Annotated in this window: 16 protein-coding genes; 3 read left to right on the top strand and 13 right to left on the bottom strand. The window is 36.3% G+C overall.

Going from position 1 to position 17,766, the window contains the following annotated elements; translation table 11 throughout:
- Window positions 1–10 precede the first annotated feature (10 nt).
- The 6 genes from ACFSO7_RS19665 to ACFSO7_RS19690 all read right to left on the bottom strand — a co-directional run bounded on the left by ACFSO7_RS19665 (window position 11) and on the right by ACFSO7_RS19690 (window position 9,088).
- Entirely contained in the window at window positions 11–2,206 is a 2,196-nt protein-coding gene (locus tag ACFSO7_RS19665) for a RelA/SpoT family protein (RefSeq protein ID WP_377879071.1), read from the bottom strand.
- A 204-nt stretch (window positions 2,207–2,410) separates the two neighbouring features.
- The gene (locus tag ACFSO7_RS19670) at window positions 2,411–2,923 is read right to left on the bottom strand and encodes an adenine phosphoribosyltransferase (RefSeq protein ID WP_377879072.1); all 513 of its coding nucleotides are present in this window, start codon (window positions 2,921–2,923) and stop codon (window positions 2,411–2,413) included.
- Window positions 2,914–5,280 (bottom strand): single-stranded-DNA-specific exonuclease RecJ, encoded by a 2,367-nt coding sequence (gene recJ, locus ACFSO7_RS19675; RefSeq protein WP_377879073.1) that lies wholly within the window; start codon window positions 5,278–5,280, stop codon window positions 2,914–2,916. The genes ACFSO7_RS19670 and recJ overlap by 10 nt, the downstream gene beginning before the upstream one ends.
- A gap of 104 nt (window positions 5,281–5,384) precedes the next feature.
- Window positions 5,385–6,287, bottom strand: a complete 903-nt coding sequence (locus tag ACFSO7_RS19680; protein WP_377879074.1) for a cation diffusion facilitator family transporter — start codon at window positions 6,285–6,287, stop codon at window positions 5,385–5,387.
- A gap of 111 nt (window positions 6,288–6,398) precedes the next feature.
- Window positions 6,399–8,663, bottom strand: coding sequence for a protein translocase subunit SecDF (gene secDF / locus ACFSO7_RS19685; RefSeq protein ID WP_377879075.1), 2,265 nt, complete (start codon window positions 8,661–8,663; stop codon window positions 6,399–6,401).
- A 128-nt stretch (window positions 8,664–8,791) separates the two neighbouring features.
- Window positions 8,792–9,088 (bottom strand): post-transcriptional regulator, encoded by a 297-nt coding sequence (locus ACFSO7_RS19690; protein WP_377879076.1) that lies wholly within the window; start codon window positions 9,086–9,088, stop codon window positions 8,792–8,794.
- Window positions 9,089–9,215: 127 nt separating this feature from the next.
- Here ACFSO7_RS19690 and spoVB point away from each other — a divergent pair, with 127 nt between their 5' ends.
- The gene (gene spoVB / locus ACFSO7_RS19695) at window positions 9,216–10,778 is read left to right on the top strand and encodes a stage V sporulation protein B (RefSeq protein ID WP_377879077.1); all 1,563 of its coding nucleotides are present in this window, start codon (window positions 9,216–9,218) and stop codon (window positions 10,776–10,778) included.
- 31 nt (window positions 10,779–10,809) lie between these two features.
- Here the strand turns inward: spoVB and ACFSO7_RS19700 are convergent, their stop codons facing one another.
- Window positions 10,810–11,457 (bottom strand): DUF421 domain-containing protein, encoded by a 648-nt coding sequence (locus ACFSO7_RS19700; RefSeq protein ID WP_377879078.1) that lies wholly within the window; start codon window positions 11,455–11,457, stop codon window positions 10,810–10,812.
- A gap of 192 nt (window positions 11,458–11,649) precedes the next feature.
- Between ACFSO7_RS19700 and ACFSO7_RS19705 the strand changes: the two genes are divergently transcribed.
- Window positions 11,650–12,042, top strand: coding sequence for a TIGR04086 family membrane protein (locus ACFSO7_RS19705; protein ID WP_377879079.1), 393 nt, complete (start codon window positions 11,650–11,652; stop codon window positions 12,040–12,042).
- A gap of 220 nt (window positions 12,043–12,262) precedes the next feature.
- Here the strand turns inward: ACFSO7_RS19705 and yajC are convergent, their stop codons facing one another.
- The 5 genes from yajC to ruvA all read right to left on the bottom strand — a co-directional run bounded on the left by yajC (window position 12,263) and on the right by ruvA (window position 16,462).
- Window positions 12,263–12,526 carry a preprotein translocase subunit YajC gene (gene yajC / locus ACFSO7_RS19710; RefSeq protein ID WP_377879080.1) on the bottom strand — a complete coding sequence of 88 codons (264 nt, stop codon included), beginning with the start codon at window positions 12,524–12,526 and terminating at the stop codon, window positions 12,263–12,265.
- Between the two features lie 72 nt (window positions 12,527–12,598).
- Entirely contained in the window at window positions 12,599–13,738 is a 1,140-nt protein-coding gene (gene tgt / locus ACFSO7_RS19715; RefSeq protein WP_377879082.1) for a tRNA guanosine(34) transglycosylase Tgt, read from the bottom strand.
- A 28-nt stretch (window positions 13,739–13,766) separates the two neighbouring features.
- Window positions 13,767–14,795: a tRNA preQ1(34) S-adenosylmethionine ribosyltransferase-isomerase QueA gene (queA, locus tag ACFSO7_RS19720; protein ID WP_377879083.1), complete on the bottom strand. Its 1,029-nt coding sequence runs from the start codon at window positions 14,793–14,795 to the stop codon at window positions 13,767–13,769.
- Window positions 14,796–14,836: 41 nt separating this feature from the next.
- Window positions 14,837–15,838 (bottom strand): Holliday junction branch migration DNA helicase RuvB, encoded by a 1,002-nt coding sequence (ruvB, locus tag ACFSO7_RS19725; protein WP_377879084.1) that lies wholly within the window; start codon window positions 15,836–15,838, stop codon window positions 14,837–14,839.
- A gap of 9 nt (window positions 15,839–15,847) precedes the next feature.
- Window positions 15,848–16,462, bottom strand: a complete 615-nt coding sequence (gene ruvA, locus ACFSO7_RS19730; RefSeq protein WP_377879085.1) for a Holliday junction branch migration protein RuvA — start codon at window positions 16,460–16,462, stop codon at window positions 15,848–15,850.
- 130 nt (window positions 16,463–16,592) lie between these two features.
- Between ruvA and ACFSO7_RS19735 the strand changes: the two genes are divergently transcribed.
- A complete protein-coding gene (locus tag ACFSO7_RS19735; protein WP_377879086.1) occupies window positions 16,593–17,117 on the top strand; it encodes an endonuclease in 525 nt (174 codons plus the stop codon).
- A gap of 54 nt (window positions 17,118–17,171) precedes the next feature.
- Here ACFSO7_RS19735 and ACFSO7_RS19740 read toward each other — a convergent pair whose 3' ends face one another.
- Complete coding sequence (locus ACFSO7_RS19740; protein WP_377879088.1) at window positions 17,172–17,684, bottom strand: BofC C-terminal domain-containing protein; 513 nt, start codon at window positions 17,682–17,684, stop codon at window positions 17,172–17,174.
- Window positions 17,685–17,766: the final 82 nt, after the last annotated feature.

Here is a 17,766-nt window from a genome sequence, read left to right on the forward strand (position 1 = left end):
TAGTTAACCCCTAATTCATGATTCTTCGGACAGAGTAAATATCAGGAATCTGTTTAATACGCTCGACTACTTTTTGAAGATGGCTCACATTATGAATCGCAATGGACATAATAATGGTTGCCATTTTATTTCGATCCGAGCGCCCTGAAACAGCTGAAATATTCGTCTTCGTTTCATTGACCGCTTGTAACACTTCATTTAACAGACCACGTCGGTCATATCCACTGATCTCAATATCCACATTGTATTCTTTACGATCATTAAGTGAAGACTCCCATTCAACAGGAATTAAACGCGATTGTGCTTCATTCGTGTCAATATTAGGACAATCCGTACGATGGACGGAAACTCCACGGCCTTTTGTAATAAACCCTAAAATTTCATCACCTGGGACAGGATTACAGCATTTTGATAATCGGATTAATAAATTATCAATACCTGAAACTCGAACACCAGATTCTCGTTTTTTCGTATTCGGAAAGCTTTTCAGCTCTGAAACTGCTTCTGAAATCGTTGCCACTTGTTCTTGATCCCGCTTCTTACGCAACTTTTCCGTCAATCGGTTAGCGACTTGTAGAGCGGTTATCCCATTGTAACCAACTGCAGCATACATATCTTCTTCATTGGCAAAATTGAATTTTTCAAAGACTCTCTTAATATTGTCATTCACAAGAATTTCTTTAATCTCAAATCCCATATTGCGGATTTCTTTTTCAACAAGCTCTTTTCCTTTATCAACATTCTCATCTTTTTGTTGCTTTTTGAAAAAGGCACGAATTTTATTTTTTGCTTGCGAAGTTTGTGCAAGCTTTAACCAATCTTTACTCGGACCATAGGAATGTTTCGAGGTCAAAATTTCAACAATGTCACCTGTTTTTAATTTATAATCCAATGTGACCATTTTTCCATTTACTTTCGCACCGATTGTTTTATTTCCAATCTCGGAGTGAATTCGATAAGAAAAATCAATCGGAACTGAACCCGAAGGTAGCTCAATAACATCCCCTTTTGGGGTGAAAATAAATACCATATCAGAGAACAAATCAATTTTTAACGATTCCATAAATTCTTCGGCATTAGCCGTATCATTTTGGAATTCTAAAATTTCACGGAACCAGCTTAATTTTTCTTCAAAAGAAGTGGCTTCATCAATACTTTTCCCTTCTTTGTATGCCCAATGGGCCGCTACCCCAAATTCGGCAATTCGGTGCATATCAAAGGTACGAATTTGTACTTCTAACGGATCACCCTTAGGACCAATTACAGTCGTATGCAAAGATTGATACATATTCGGTTTCGGCATAGCGATATAATCTTTAAATCTACCCGGCATCGGTTTCCAGCAAGTATGAATAATTCCTAAAATCGCATAACAATCTTTAATACTATTCACAACAATTCGGACAGCCAGCAAATCATAAATTTCGCTAAACTGCTTATTTTGCAGGACCATTTTTCGATAGATGCTGTAAATATGCTTGGGGCGTCCAGAAATATCAGCTTTAATATGGACTTCTTGCATCCTTGCACGAACCTCTGTAATAACCTCTTCTAAATATTGCTCACGCTCTGCACGTTTTTTCTTCATTAAATTAACAATACGATAGTATTGCTGCGGATTTAAATAGCGTAATGCAGTATCTTCAAGTTCCCATTTGATCTTCGAGATTCCAAGTCGATGAGCAAGTGGTGCAAAGATTTCTAATGTTTCGTTGGCGATTCGTCGTTGCTTCTCTGACGGAAGATGCTTCAACGTTCTCATATTATGAAGTCTGTCCGCTAGTTTGATTAAAATGACTCGAATATCTTGAGCCATAGCGACAAACATCTTTCGATGATTTTCTGCTTGCTGCTCTTCATGAGATTTGTATTTTATTTTTCCTAACTTTGTCACACCATCGACTAACATAGCCACTTCTTCATTAAAGGCTTCTTTTATGTCTTTTAACGAGACATGAGTGTCTTCAACGACGTCATGGAGAAAACCAGCGGCCACCGTAGCAGGATCCATCTCTAAGTCAGCAAGTATACCTGCAACCTGGATCGGATGAATAATATACGGTTCCCCAGATTTCCTAAATTGTTCACGATGAGCATGTTGGGCAAATTCATATGCCTTCTTGACCATTTCAACATTCTCATCATTCAAATATTTTCTTGTTATGTCGATAACTTGTTCGACGGTCAACACGTTATCGTTCGCCATAGAATCACCTTTAATTCGAGTTTTTTTTATATTAAATGCAAATATTAATAAATTGTAAACAAAAATAGAATGAATGTATCTATTATCAAAAAAAAATCCACGAATGTAAAGGGAAAGCTACTATTTTTTCAAGAAAAGCGAGAATATTGTCGAAATATGATTACTAATAAAAAAAGAGCACCTATTTTAAGTGCTCCCCCATTACTAATATTTCATTAATGTAAGAATATCATATCCATCTAATTTATCGCGGCCGTCCAAGTAAGATAATTCGATTAAGAATGCGATTCCCGCTACAATTCCACCTAAGTCTTCAACAAGCTTAATTGTAGCTTCAATCGTTCCACCTGTTGCTAACAAATCATCTGTAATGAGAACGCGCTGACCAGGTTTAATTGCATCCTTATGAATCGTTAAAACATCTTTACCATATTCTAAGCCGTATTGTACCTTAATCGTTTCACGAGGTAATTTTCCTTCTTTTCGAACAGGAGCAAAGCCTACACCTAATGAATAAGCTACTGGACATCCGATAATGAATCCACGTGCTTCTGGACCAACGACAAGATCAATATCTCTCTTCTGTGCATATTCAACAATTTGGTCTGTCGCATATTTGTAAGCAGGACCATTATCCATCAAAGTAGTAATATCTTTAAATTTTATTCCAGGTTTTGGCCAGTCTTCAACGATTGTAATAAATTGTTTTAAATCCATTCTTCTATTGCCTCCCTATTTTCCACGGACTCCTGAAAAATCTCCTCAAACCAAACTTTTAATTGCTTAAAAGAAGAATAGAGTAATTCATTTTCAAGAGAGAATTGAGCTTGCCTTTGTTGATATGTTTTCGATTCTGTTAAATCACGCTTCGGTGCCACTTTCGCCAAGGAAATAAATCCATTGTTTATTGTAGCAAAATCCAACTCAAAAAACACCTGTGACATAAATTCGATGGTTTCCCTCGTCCAACCCCGATGTTTAGCTAAGTCATCCCCATAGCTTTTTAAATCAAATGGCCCCTTTTTTGTTAAAAATGCATAATACCATTTAAAATGCTCTCTTGTTGGCATCGTATTGAAAAACGCACTATCTCTTTTAAATAAATGAGGATATAATCTTGCTGGCTTTTTCCCAGACAATAAGTGGATTACCAAATCCTTTGACTTTGGAAAATCTAAAAGAACTACATTTTTCATGTCGAGATTTAAATTGCGAGCAAAAATTTCGTCTTCAATTACGATCAATTTCTCTTTAGGTAGCCATTGGACAAATATTTCATCATTTTCTTTGTTAAAGAGGATAAATTTAGTATCTGTTTGAATAAGAGTTTTTAACAAGGTTCCTACCTGCTTATTTCCACGCCAATCAAACATTTGCCAATGATCTACAGCCATATCTTGTAAGAAAATTTGTGGTTTTTGAACATTATTCCATTCATTAATGGAAACTTCACCAATAACTGAAATGGTTGAGGAAGGTGAAATTTCATCAAATATTTGACCTAAACCAAACCCAATTCCATCCATTAATAAACCATTTTTTTCAATCGTCATTTTTAAATGATTTTGATCGGTTCCGATCTTACGGATGTTGGCAATATTCGCATCTTTTAAAAGGATTTTAGGTTTTGAATTGTCCATTCCAAATGGAGCAAGTAACATCATTTCTTTTATTGAATCAAGTTGTAATTCTTCCAATTGAAATTCCCCATCAAGGTTCGTAACAGGGACAAAGTGTTCTTCTGTTAATTGCTGTGAAGCTAATTCATTCAACCGGTCTCTAAGGTCTGAAACATCTTTTAGATTCAAAGTCATTCCTGCTGCAGCAGTATGTCCCCCGAAATGTGGGAGAATATCTTTACATTGGGAAAGATTTTGAAATAGGTCAAACCCTTCAATACTTCTGGCAGATCCTTTAGCTAGACCCTTTTCAAGGTCGTAGCATAGCACAATTGTGGGGCGATAATATTTATCCACTAATCTCGAGGCTACAATGCCGACAACTCCTGCATTCCAATTTTCTTTTCCAATGACAAGAACTTTTTGATCTGATTCAGATAAAGTCTGTTCCACCATCGATATGGCTTCTTCCGTTATTTCATTGACGATGGATTGCCTACTTCGATTTATTTGATCGATTTCCTCCGCTAATTCTATCGCTTCTTCATAATCATTGGTCAAAAGAAGCTGAACAGCAGGATCAGCATCTCCTAAGCGCCCCGCCGCATTAATTCTCGGACCTAGTGTAAAACCAATCGTTTCTTCTGAAATGGTATTCGGATCAATACCACATACTTTAAATAATGCTTTTAAACCTACATTATTTGTTTGAATTAATTTTTGAATACCGGCTTTTGCAATACTACGATTCTCGTCTTTTAAAGGTACAAGATCAGCAATCGTCCCAATAACCGCTATTTCTAATAGGTGTTCGGGAACTTGTCCTAATAATGCATGAGCTAATTTAAATGCCACCCCTACACCAGCTAGTTCTTTAAAAGGATACTGACTATCTTCTAGTTTAGGATGGATAATCGCAAACGCATCAGGTAATTCCGGACCCGGCTCATGATGATCTGTGATTATTAAATCTACTCCAAGTTCCTTAACTAGTTTCGCTTCTTTTAATGCAGAAATTCCCGTATCCACCGTAATGATTAATTTAATACCGTTTTCAAAAGCCTGTCTAAATGCTGCTTCATTCGGTCCATAGCCTTCTGTAAAGCGATTTGGAATGTAGAAATCTACATTCGCACCTAATTCCGTTAAAACTTTCATCAATACAGTTGTACTACTTACACCGTCCGCATCGTAATCTCCAAAAATTAAAATAGGTTCTTGTCTTTCAATCGCCTCTTTAATTCTTTTTACCGTGATATCCATGTCCTTTAAGAGAAAAGGATCATGAAATGCTTCTTTACCAAATAAAAACGATCGTGCATCCCTCTCGGTACATACTCCGCGGTTAATAAGAAGTTGTGCCACAAGGGGTGTAATGTTTAATTCCTTTGTTAATGAATTCACCAATTGTAAATCAACTTGGCGAACATTCCATCTTGTTTTTGCATGTAACATACGGTCACCCCTTAGCTTTTCTAATTATACAGAAGGTGTTTCACTCTTTCAAATAAAAATAATGGGATTAAATTGCAAAATAAAAAAATGCAGCAAATGATATGCTACATTTGATCTACTTCATTATAAGGGTTGACATGAACCATAACGTTTTGAACATTTGGTAGTTCTAATAGGTTAGCTTTAACACTTTTTCCTATTAAATGCCCATTTTCAACGGTTATATAAGGGTCTACTGAAATTTTTATGTCAATAATCACGTAATGCCCATGTTCCCTTGCATAAAGTTCATCTATTCTTATAACTCCCTCAACTTTAAGTGCGATTTCGTTCATATGTTGTGTTTCTTCACCATGTAATACATGATCCATCGTGTTATGAATCGCTTCCTTGCCTATTTGCCAAGCCATTTTTATCACCAGTATGGATACAAGTAAACCTGCCACTGGATCTGCATAAATGAGCCAGTCAATATGAAGCTTCCCTCCTAATATAGCAGCTCCAATCCCAATTAAAGCTGCTATCGAGGAATAGACATCCGAACGATGCTCATAAGCATTTGCAATTAACGCTTCACTATTTAATTCTTTACCTAATTTAAATTTATAGCGAAACATCCATTCCTTAATAATAATTGATATTAGTACAGCAACAATCGCCATCATTTTTGGAGGTTCTAAGGGTTTAAAAAAGGATGTAAACGAAGCTTTTCCAATTTCAAATCCAACAACCATTAATAAAACTCCGACGATAATTGCGGCAATTAATTCTGCTTTCCCATGCCCATATGGATGGTCTTCATCAGGAGGCTGTTTTGCTGCACGAAGTCCAATATAAACTGCCAAAGATCCGGCAACATCTGATGCAGAATGGACAGCATCAGCTACTAAAGCTTTACTATTTGCGTATATTCCAATGATCCATTTGATCGCAGCTAAAATAATATTTCCAACAATCCCAATCATAGCTGCATTCTCTGCTTTTTTAAAACGATCTTTTTCTGCCAACAATAAACTCCCCTTCTAAGTAGACTAAGTTTAGTGTGCCACCGAAACAAAAAAGGAAAACGCTGAAATAAAAAAAGCTAGCCCTTTTTAAAGAACTAGCTAATCCAATGCTTAAACTTGTGGTTCGTCTGAAGACACTTTTTTCTCTTTGTAAGTCTTAATAACACCTTTTTTCTTTAATTCTTTACACTTCCAAACATACCATAATTGCGCAGCAATGAATAAGGAAGAGTAACATCCAAAGATTAAACCGACTAATAATGCAATCGAGAAGTTTTGAATGGATTCACTTCCGAAAATTAACATCATTAATACGGCAATAACAACTGTTAATACGGTATTGATTGAACGTGTGAGGGTTTGACGAATACTTGTATTTACAACATCTGCAATATCCTCAACTGTTCGTAATTTTCTCTTTTTCTGCATATTTTCCCGCATACGGTCAAATGTAACAATCGTATCATTGATCGAGTAACCGATGATGGTTAAAACTGCTGCAATAAAGGTTACATCAACCTCTAAGCGAGTGATACTGAAGAATGAGATAATGAAGAAAACATCATGCAATAATGCGAGAACAGCGGCAAGTCCCATATATAGTTCAAATCGGAATGCCACATAAATGATAATTCCAATCGAAGCATAGATCAATGCGATGATCGCATTTTTCGCTAACTCTTTCCCGACTGTTGGTGATACGGCACTTACACTTGGATCTGAACCGAATTTCTCATGTAATTTAGTTTTTACATTTGCAATTTCCGATTTAGTAAGCGCATCTTTATATCGCGCAACTCCGATTTCATTTTTGTCACCAGAAATGACAATATCATCTGTCTCAATATCTACATCTTTTAGAGCATCTTTTACAACTGTAGTTGTTAGAGCTTTATCTGACAAGATTTCAATACGAGTACCACTTGAAAAGTCGATACCTAGATTTAATCGGAAAATAGCAAGAATAATCAACCCTGCAATGATTAATACAGAAGAGAAGGTAAACCAAATTTTCCGTGAATGAACGAAATCGATTTTGTCAAACCTCGTTTTCAAGTCATGGGCATCAAAGTTTTCCGCAATGTCATGAATTTCTGATTTTTTTACTCCAAACCAGCCTGGGCGATTTTTAAAGAAATTGCTATTTACCCATAAACCTAATAGCCATCTAGAACCATAAATTGCTGTAATAAAGACAGTTAAAATACTAATCAATAACATCGTTGCAAACCCTTTTACAGAGCTTGTCCCGTAAATGAATAAAACAGCAGCTGCCAGTACGGTCGTTAAGTTCGCATCAATGATCGTCGATAATGAATTTTGATTTCCGGCTTGGAATGCTGATTTAATCGTTCTGCCGATCTTAATTTCTTCCTTGATTCGTTCGTACGTAATGATATTTGCGTCAACCGCCATCCCAATCCCTAAAATAAGAGCTGCAATACCCGGAAGCGTTAATACCCCATTAATCCAATCAAATATTAATAAATTAATAAATAGATTAATCGTTAGAGCGACGGATGCAATAAAACCAGGGAAACGATAATAAGCAATCATAAAGATAAAGATGATGATCATACTTATGATTCCAGCAAATATCGTTTTCTGCATCGCTTGTTCGCCAAATTTAGCTCCAACAGATGTTGAATAAACTTCGTCTAACTTAACTGGTAATGCACCAGCATTTAAAAGCGATTTTAGTGTATTTGCTTCTTCCAATGTAAAACTACCTACTATGGAAACCGTATCTTGGTTGAAAACTTGACTTACATTTGGAGCGGAGACAATATGAGAATCCTTTTTAGCATAATCTTTTTTAAAGGAGTCTTTTCCTTCTTCAAAATCCATCCAAATAACGAGCTGGTTATTTGGTGTCATAGCTACGATTTTCTCGGTTACTTGACGAAACTTTTCTGCACTTTTTAATTTTAATGAAACACTTGGATTTCCTTTATCATCAAAAGTTTGCTTTGCCCCACCTTGTACTAAATCCGTTCCATCCATCATCAGTACATCATTAGCGTCTCGGAATGATAAATTAGCTTCAGTTGAAAGAATTTCACGTGCTTTATTTTGATCCTTTACTCCAGCTAGTTGAACACGAATGCGGTTTGTACCTTCAATTTGAATATTAGGCTCACTTACCCCTAAAACGTTGACACGTTTATCCAAAGCTTCAGCTGTGCTTGCCATCATCTCTTTGTCAATTTTTTGGCCTTTTTTAACAGGTGATACTTCATATAAAACTTCAAATCCACCTTGCAAGTCTAGGCCAAGCTTAATGTTATTAAGAACTCCCTTCGTCGTTCCTCCCATTAAACTAAATATCAGAATAACGATGAGGAAAAACGCAACGATTCTACTTCGTTTTACCATTATGTAATTTGCCTCCCTATGTCGAACAATCTTTCCATGACCAATATTCTCATTATGTTACAGTTTGAATATCGTGTCAATTTTCGTAAAAACAGAATACTAAATCATTTTATTGATCTGTTGACCCCTTATTTCATTAATTCCTTCCAATCTTCTTCATTTTGAAATGAAAATTGGGAAGACTTTAATGCTTCTACCGTTTGATAATTCATAAATTCCCCAAGATCCAACGATAGAATTTCTTGGACTACTTCATATAGACGAATATCTTCTTTAGGCCTTTTCCATTTTTTCATCGTTAAAAAAATCCATAATTGCGACTCCGAAACCGTTCCATAGCCTAACAAACGGAACTCTTCTATCTTGCTCTGTAATGCAGGTTGAACTTGAATCTGAAAATGGTCATACAAATGGCCTTTATTCATTTTTCCCCTCCTCTCCTCAAAAATTCCAATTTATCAAAAAGAAAACCTTATTGTCATGCTTTGTCCACCTTCTTGCATATAGTTAATTGTATACGATATCACCTATTTTGAGAAGGCAGTGAGTTAGATGTCCAAGTTTTTAAAAGGAACCATCATATTATTAATTGCTGGATTTGTAACTAGAATTCTAGGATTTATCAATCGAATCGTCATGGCAAGGGTGATTGGGGAGGAAGGGGTCGGATTATTTATGATGGCCTTTCCTACTTTAATACTTGTAGTGACAATTACCCAACTAGGGCTCCCTGTCGCAATATCGAAAAATATTGCTGAAGCAGAGGCTAAAGGCGACCACCGAAAAATAAAAAAGATACTTGTCGTTTCATTGGCTACAACTGGCTTCTTATCACTACTATTTACACCTACATTAATTTTAGCTGCGCCATTTTTAGCCGAGACCTTGTTTACTGACCCAAGAATATACTACCCTCTTGTTACCATTGCACCCATGGTTCCAATTATCGCTATATCATCTGTATTAAGAGGCTATTTTCAAGGAAGACAGAATATGAAGCCTGCTGCCTTTTCTCAAATATTAGAGCAGGTTGTCAGAATCCTTTTAATTGCCTTTATGACGAAAGCATTTTTACCATATGGAATTGAATATGCCGCCGCAGCAGCTATGCTATCTTCTGTTGTAGGCGAACTTGCATCTTTAATCTATTTAATTACAGCCTTTAAATTAAAGAAACGATTTCCATTACGAAAGAACTTTTTTAAATTTGTCCAATCAGGTAAAGGTACCTTTAAAGAATTAATGAATATAGCTCTTCCTACTACTGGAAGTCGAATGATTGGCTCAGTCGCTTGGTTTTTCGAACCAATTGTAGTTGCCCATAGTTTGGCTATTGCAGGTGTTGCTACAACGATCGCCACAAAACAATATGGTGCTCTGACTGGATATGCCCTACCTTTATTAATGCTTCCCTCTTTTGTCACATATTCGTTAGCAACATCATTGGTACCTGCTATTAGTGAAGCAAATTCGAATAAAAATGGTAAACTTATCGAATATAGACTTCAACAAGCACTGAAATTTGCTTTAATTACTGGCGGACTATCAGTTGTAATCTTATATGTCCTTGCGGATCCGTTAATGGAACTAATGTATGGATCAACAAACGGTTCTTCTTTTATTCGACTTATGGCACCGTTTATCCTCTTTTATTATTTTCAAGGGCCGTTACAAGCTACGCTACAAGCAATAAATTTAGCTAGAGCGGCAATGATTAACAGTCTCATCGGGAATATCATCAAAACTGCCATCATCTTCCTGTTAGCGACTCAGCCAAGCTTTGGTATTAAAGGAGCAGCTCTTGGAATTATGGTTGGATTTGTTTTAGTGACACTTTTACATTTTGCGACAATTTTAAAAAGAATCTCATATACTTTTTATGTAAGAGACTATGTAAAATCCTTTTTGGCTATGGGTGTTTCAGGCTGGTCTGGCTATTGGATACTAGAAAAAATGACAACAAATTTTTCTCAACTTATTGTTGTACTAACTACAGTTAGTGTAATAGCTTTGATCTACCTAGCATTAGTCATTATTTTTGGACTAGTTACTAGCGATGAAATGAAAAGAGTACCATGGATTGGACCTTCTTTATCAAAAATTGCTATAAAATAAATAAACACGCCATGTTAACAAGCATGGCGTGTTACTTATTATCTTTCTCATCAATATAAAATGAACCATTTTGATAACTACAAAAGGATATATTTTTAATATCTGTATACCCTTTTTTCTTCAATTCCTGCCTAAGCCATAAATTTGTTTTATTTATTCGAGATAAATTAACTTCCTGTATTTCACCATCCATGATTAGAGGAATCGTAATATCACCAGCTTTATTGTTTTCTTTTTCAAATACAGCTAGTTTACCAGATGGCTCAAGGATCGCAAATTCTACATCGGCTATATTTCGGATATCTTTTTCCCTCAGTTGCATTAATAAATCATCGAAATTATACCTTTGTCGTTGCATTTCTTTTTCATCAATTTTCCCCCGATTAATAATGATGATCGGCTTGCCCTCAACCATGTCTCGAAATTTCTTGCTTTTTAATGAAAGTAGAGCAAAGCTGATTTGAATAACCATTAATAACAACATAGGTAGAACACTATGAAACAGTGGCTCTTCTGGTTTTTCAATTGCAAGTACAGCCATCTCTCCTATCATTATGAACACAACTAAATCTAAAATACTTAGCTCACCAATTTCCCTTTTCCCCATAATTCGAAAAATTAATAAAATTAGAAAGTAAAGTAATAATGTCCTTAGGATAATAATTGAATATTCTTCCATAAGAGGTTCTCCCTTCGAACGCAATCCACTCTATTGTTTGCCATTCGTTTTAAAACGATTCATAAATAAATTGACCTTTTATTATTAACATTCTAAATTTCTATTCTATTTTAAAAGGTTTGTGAATATGCTCGTACTAGGAAACAAGCTTTTCATTTTATTTTAAAAGGCTTGCATTATAGAAAGGGGAGAATGACCATCGAATCAAAAAATATTGGAGTTTCGATTTTGCATGGAATAATATCCATCTTTTTGGTGGCAATCGTTAGTAGTCTTATTTTTTCATTATTGTTGCGTTTCACTTCCACTCAAGAATCATCACTTCAAATGATCGTTACGGCTGTGTCATTTATTTCTTTATTTATCGGTGGATTTATTTCGGGGGGGAAAGGAAAAGAAAAGGGATGGCTCCTAGGTGGTGGAACAGGATTATTGTACTCCCTCATTATTTTTCTTTTTCAATACTTAGGGCATGATCGATTGTTTAACTTTGAACAAATCATTTACCACATTTGCTATATGTTAGTTGCAATGATGGGTGGAATATTAGGCGTTAATATGACAACTGCAAGAAAAGTATCATGAAATAAATAAAAGGAAGCAGCCATTTTGACTGCTTCCTCTTTACATGAAAAATAACTTTTGGACTTCGAAAAATGTCCAGCTCCAGCGCCCAGCGACTAGTGTACTGTCCCTCTCCTCCTTACGATAAGTCAACATCGAATCGCTTACGCTCTTCGTGTTTCCTTTATCTCATGCGGAGCGGCCCAGTCCTGTCGTGCGCTTAACGGGCGCTTACGCTTTTCTATTGCCCGTGAACCTCTCTAATAGCAGATCGATCGTATGTAAGACGGCTTCCATCTCCACATTTGATGATTACAGTATCTTCGTCGATTCCATCGACAAATCCATGTAATCCGCCAATTGTCACAACTCGGTCGCCTTTTTGTAATGAGCTTTGCATTTGTTGAACATTTTTTTGACGTTTTTGCTGTGGACGAATTAATAAGAAGTAGAACAAAACAAACATTAATAGTAAAGGTCCAACTGTACTAATCATACCTTCCATATCTTTTCCCCTCCTTTCAAGCAATTGATTAAATGCCTATTTATTTAAACAGCTAATTGTAGAAAAGAGTTATTAAAAATTCTTAGCATTCGGTTGATTAAACCCATATTGCTCGAAAAACTCTTCTCTAAAGTCACCTAGACGATCTTCCATAATCGCTTGTCTGACTTGTTCCATTAATTTTAACAGAAAATGAAGATTATGATAAGTTGTAAGTCTTATTCCGAATGTTTCATCACAACGAATTAAGTGACGGATGTAAGCTCGAGTATAATTTCGGCAAGTGTAGCAGTCACAATTTTCATCTAATGGACGGAAATCATTTGCGTATTTCGCATTTTTAACCACTAAACGGCCATTACTTGTCATAAGAGTTCCATTTCGTGCAATTCGACTTGGTAGTACACAATCAAACATATCAATTCCACGAATTGAACCATCAATTAATGAATCAGGAGACCCCACCCCCATTAAATACCGTGGTTTATTTGTTGGTAGTAACGGCGTTGTAAACTCAAGCGCTCGGTTCATGACATCCTTTGGCTCACCTACCGATAAACCACCAACTGCATATCCTGGGAAATCTAATGAAACTAGATCACGTGCACTTTGCTTTCTAAGTTCTTCGAATTCTCCACCTTGGACAATCCCGAATAAACCTTGATCATTAGGTCTTTCATGAGCATTTAAACAGCGCTCGGCCCATCTAGAAGTTCGCTCCACTGACTTTTTCATATATTCGAAGGTAGCGGGGTATGGCGGACATTCATCAAATGCCATCATAATATCTGACCCTAAAGCATTTTGGATTTCCATTGCTTTTTCAGGGGATAAAAATAACTTATCACCATTTAAATGGTTACGGAAATGGACACCTTCTTCTTCAATTTTTCTAAATTGACTTAAACTAAACACTTGGAAGCCACCAGAATCTGTTAAAATTGCCCGATCCCAGTTCATAAATTTATGGAGTCCACCTGCTTCTCTAATGATCTCATGTCCAGGTCTTAGCCAAAGATGATAAGTATTACTTAATATAATTCCTGCTCCCATTTCTTTTAAATCTTCTGGAGACATTGTCTTTACCGTAGCTAGTGTCCCTACTGGCATAAAAGCGGGGGTATCAAATGATCCATGTGGTGTATGAACTCGTCCAAGTCTTGCCCCTGTTTGTTTACATGTTTTAATTAACTCATATGTGATTGCTGCCAAAATGTAAGCTCCTTTCCTCGTTGTCCTATTATAGGATTAACATAGCATCCCCAAAACTAAAAAAACGATAGCCTTGATGTACAGCTGTATTGTATGCGTGAAGAACATTCTCTCTTCCAGCTAATGAACTAACAAGCATGATTAAGGTTGATTTGGGTAAATGAAAATTGGTAATCATTCCATCTATAGCTTTCCATTCAAACCCAGGATAAATAAAAATATCTGTCCATCCGCTCGCTTCATGAAACTTGCCATGATAATCCCTTGCTATCGTTTCAAGTGTTCTTGTAGAAGTCGTTCCTACAGAGATAATTCTACCGCCCCGCTCTTTTACCTCATTCAATAGACGTGCTGTTTTATCCGTCATCTGATAAAATTCAGCATGCATTTCATGATCATTAATGTCCTCTACACTAACAGGTCGGAAAGTTCCTAATCCAACATGTAAAGTGATAAAAGCAATATGGACGCCCATTTCTTTCAATTCTGCTAGTAATTCTTCCGTAAAATGAAGACCTGCAGTCGGTGCAGCAGCAGATCCTCTTTCTTTTGCATATACAGTTTGGTATCTTTCCTGATCATCCAGTTGTTCCTTTATGTATGGAGGTAGTGGCATCTCACCTAATTGATCAAGTACTTCATAGAAGATGCCATCATACTGAAATTCTAATATTCGACCACCGTGTTCAGATGTCCCAACACAAATCGCAGTCAATTTCCCATCACCAAACTGGATAATGGATCCTTCCTTTATTCGTTTCGCAGGCTTGACGAGTGTTTCCCACTTGTCACCCTCACTCTGCTTCAACAATAAAACCTCTACTTTTGCACCTGTATCTGGCTTTACTCCGAATAATCTTGCTGGTAATACTCTAGTATCGTTTAAAACTAGGCAATCTCCTTTTTGTAGATAATTTTTCACATACTGAAAAGTAGTATGCTCTAATTTACCTGTCACCTTATTCAATACCATTAGCTTACTTGCCGTTCGATCCTCTAATGGAACTTGGGCAATTTGCTCATCAGGTAAATGAAAATCAAATAATTCCACTTTCATACTTTCACCTACTGCTCATATATTTACATCAAAATATTCTTTCACTTAGAAGGTATTTCCATTTGAAAATGGCGATACACCGCCTCTGTTACGATCCGACCACGAGGGGTTCGTTGTAAATAGCCTATTTGTAATAAATATGGCTCGTACACATCCTCAATCGTTTGCGATTCTTCTCCAATCGAAGCGGCAATGGTATCTAATCCAACAGGTCCACCTCTAAATTTCTCAATAATTCCCTTAAGCAATTTATGGTCAATATGATCCAATCCTAAACGGTCCACTTGTAGAAGCTCTAATGCTTTCGCTGCAAGTTCTAATTCGATCTTACCATTTCCTCGTACTTGGGCAAAATCTCTTACTCGACGTAATAAACGGTTTGCAATACGGGGGGTTCCTCGTGATCTTCTAGCAATCTCTGACGCAGCACCAGCATGGATTGTCGTTTCTAATATTTCAGCTGTTCTTAGGACAATTTCTGTAAGCTGATCCTCACTATAATATTCTAATCTTGCCAACACACCAAAACGATCTCTTAACGGCGCTGACAAGGAACCTGCTCTCGTTGTTGCCCCAACAAGCGTAAAAGGGGGCAAATCAAGCCTTACCGAACGCGCAGTTGGCCCTTTTCCAATTACGATATCGATACAAAAATCCTCCATTGCAGGGTATAATACTTCTTCAATTGTTCTAGGAAGTCGGTGAATTTCATCGATAAATAATACATCTCCAGGTTCCAATGAAGTAAGAATTGCAGCAAGATCGCCTGGTCGCTCAATCGCAGGTCCAGCGGTTGTTCGAATATTAACACCCATTTCATTAGCAATAATTGTTGCTAATGTTGTCTTTCCTAATCCAGGAGGCCCATATAGAAGAACATGATCGAGTGTTTCCTTTCGCAGCTTCGCTGCTTCAATAAAAACTTTTAAATTATCCTTTACTTTGCTTTGACCGATATATTGATTTAGATTTTGTGGTCGTAAACTTTGCTCAAAGGTAATTTCTTGAACGTCAGCCTCCGTTGAAATGATTCGGTCTTCCATATCATCACCCTATTTAAACAACTTTTGTAATGCTAATTTTATATATTGATCCGTTGTTAATTTCTGTTTCTTCAATTCTGGAATGATCTTCTTTAATTCTTTCTCAGCATACCCTAAAGCCTGTAATGCTAAGATAGCTTCTTCTAATGTATCTGAACCGTCGTTCCCTTGAATAAGGTCGTCATCTTCGGAAAACAGGTTGGGAAATAAATCAGGCACGAGCTGTTGAAGTTTACCCTTTAAATCCAGAATCATCTGCCTCGCTGTCTTTTTTCCGACTCCAGGAAATTTCACTAGGAAATTCTCATCTTCATTCTCAATCGCTTGAACAACTTGCTGTGGTTGCCCAGAAGCTAAGATTGCCAAAGCCCCTTTTGGACCGATTCCAGTTACATTTAAGAGCTTTGTAAATAAGGTCTTTTCTTCTCGACTTGAAAAGCCGTATAATGCGATTACATCTTCACGAACGTAATGGTACGTAAAAATTATTATAGATTCTTTCCCAATTTTTTCTGAATAAATAAATGGGTTTGGGGTATAAATTTGGTATCCTATCCCATTATTGTCAATCACCACATATTCTGGGCTAACAAACTGAATATTTCCCTTTATATAATCAAACACATTATTCTCCCCTTCTCGCTTACTGATTGTATCATACTATTTATTTAGTGACGAAGAAAATAAGTTGCATTATTGATTATGTATTCTTTATAATGGGTAGGTTGAAATTTTTTAACTGGAGGACACCTAGATGAAAAAGCTCTTATCATTGCTTACTGTTTTCACACTTATGTTTGTAATCGTAGGTTGTACAGCTGACAAAGAAGAAAACAATGAAAAAGCAGCAGATACAAAAAAGGAAGAAAATACAACTGAATTAACGAAACAAGTTCAATCAAAAATGTATAATGCTGCTCGTGTAGCTGAAGGAAAAGTAAATGCTGTTTTCGCCCACGATGTTGCGGCTGACGGAGAAACTCCAATTGTAACTACAAGCTTTGCTGATGAATCAGCTACTCTTGAATTTCTTTCTAAATATTATAGTGAAGATGTTGCTAAAGAGATTTACACTTATTATGTAACTGGTGAAAAAACAGCAGAAGGACAAGCAATCGTTAAAGCGGAACCTTTCTTTACCCATCCATTACTTGATACAACACTTGAAGATGTGACCATCGAAGGCGATGCAAATAAAGGTACCATTAAAACCACAGAAAACGTGACATATACTGTTGAATTGAAGGACGACAAATACTTTGTAACCGATGTTCAATAATAGTAAATCGGAAAAAGCTGACACTTTGTGTCAGCTTTTTTCACTGTAATAAAATTACTGTTTAGTTTTGACAGGCATATAATAAGGTTTAAACGTTTCTAATACATTTACATATCGATCCTTCGTTTTAATCGGAATTCCCTTTTTTAATTGAAGATGTTTTCTACTTTCTAGCTTTTCTATATTAATCTGAAAAAAAGATTGGATTATATTTGTTTGATGAGGTCTTCCATTAAAGATCGTTAATGTGCCATCTTCTGTTATCCCAAAAAATCCGTTTGCTTTCAATAATGGAGAAATATCATCAACGGGCTTTTTAAAGACTAATCCCTTTTCATACGTATCGATTAGCTCCCATTGCTCGTACTTAAGCCAGAAATGTTCCATTGACCAGACAGTTTCAGTTAATCTTTCCTCACTTACTTCGCCGTCTAAATAGACTCGTTTTAATATAACCTCAACTTGTACAGGCGCATTTACTTCTGCTGCATTTGCTTGTGGGATAAGTAAAGAAATAAATAAAAATAAGAACCAAATCACGATTCCTTTAATCAAAATACGGAACATGAGGATTCACCTCTTCAAAATTTTAATCACATACTAAATGTAGTTTAGCCAAATTATTCTTCTTTATCCTTGACCCAATAAA

The sequence above is a fragment of the Bacillus sp. CGMCC 1.16607 genome (assembly GCF_042683745.1).
GTDB lineage: Bacteria > Bacillota > Bacilli > Bacillales > Cytobacillaceae > Pseudoneobacillus.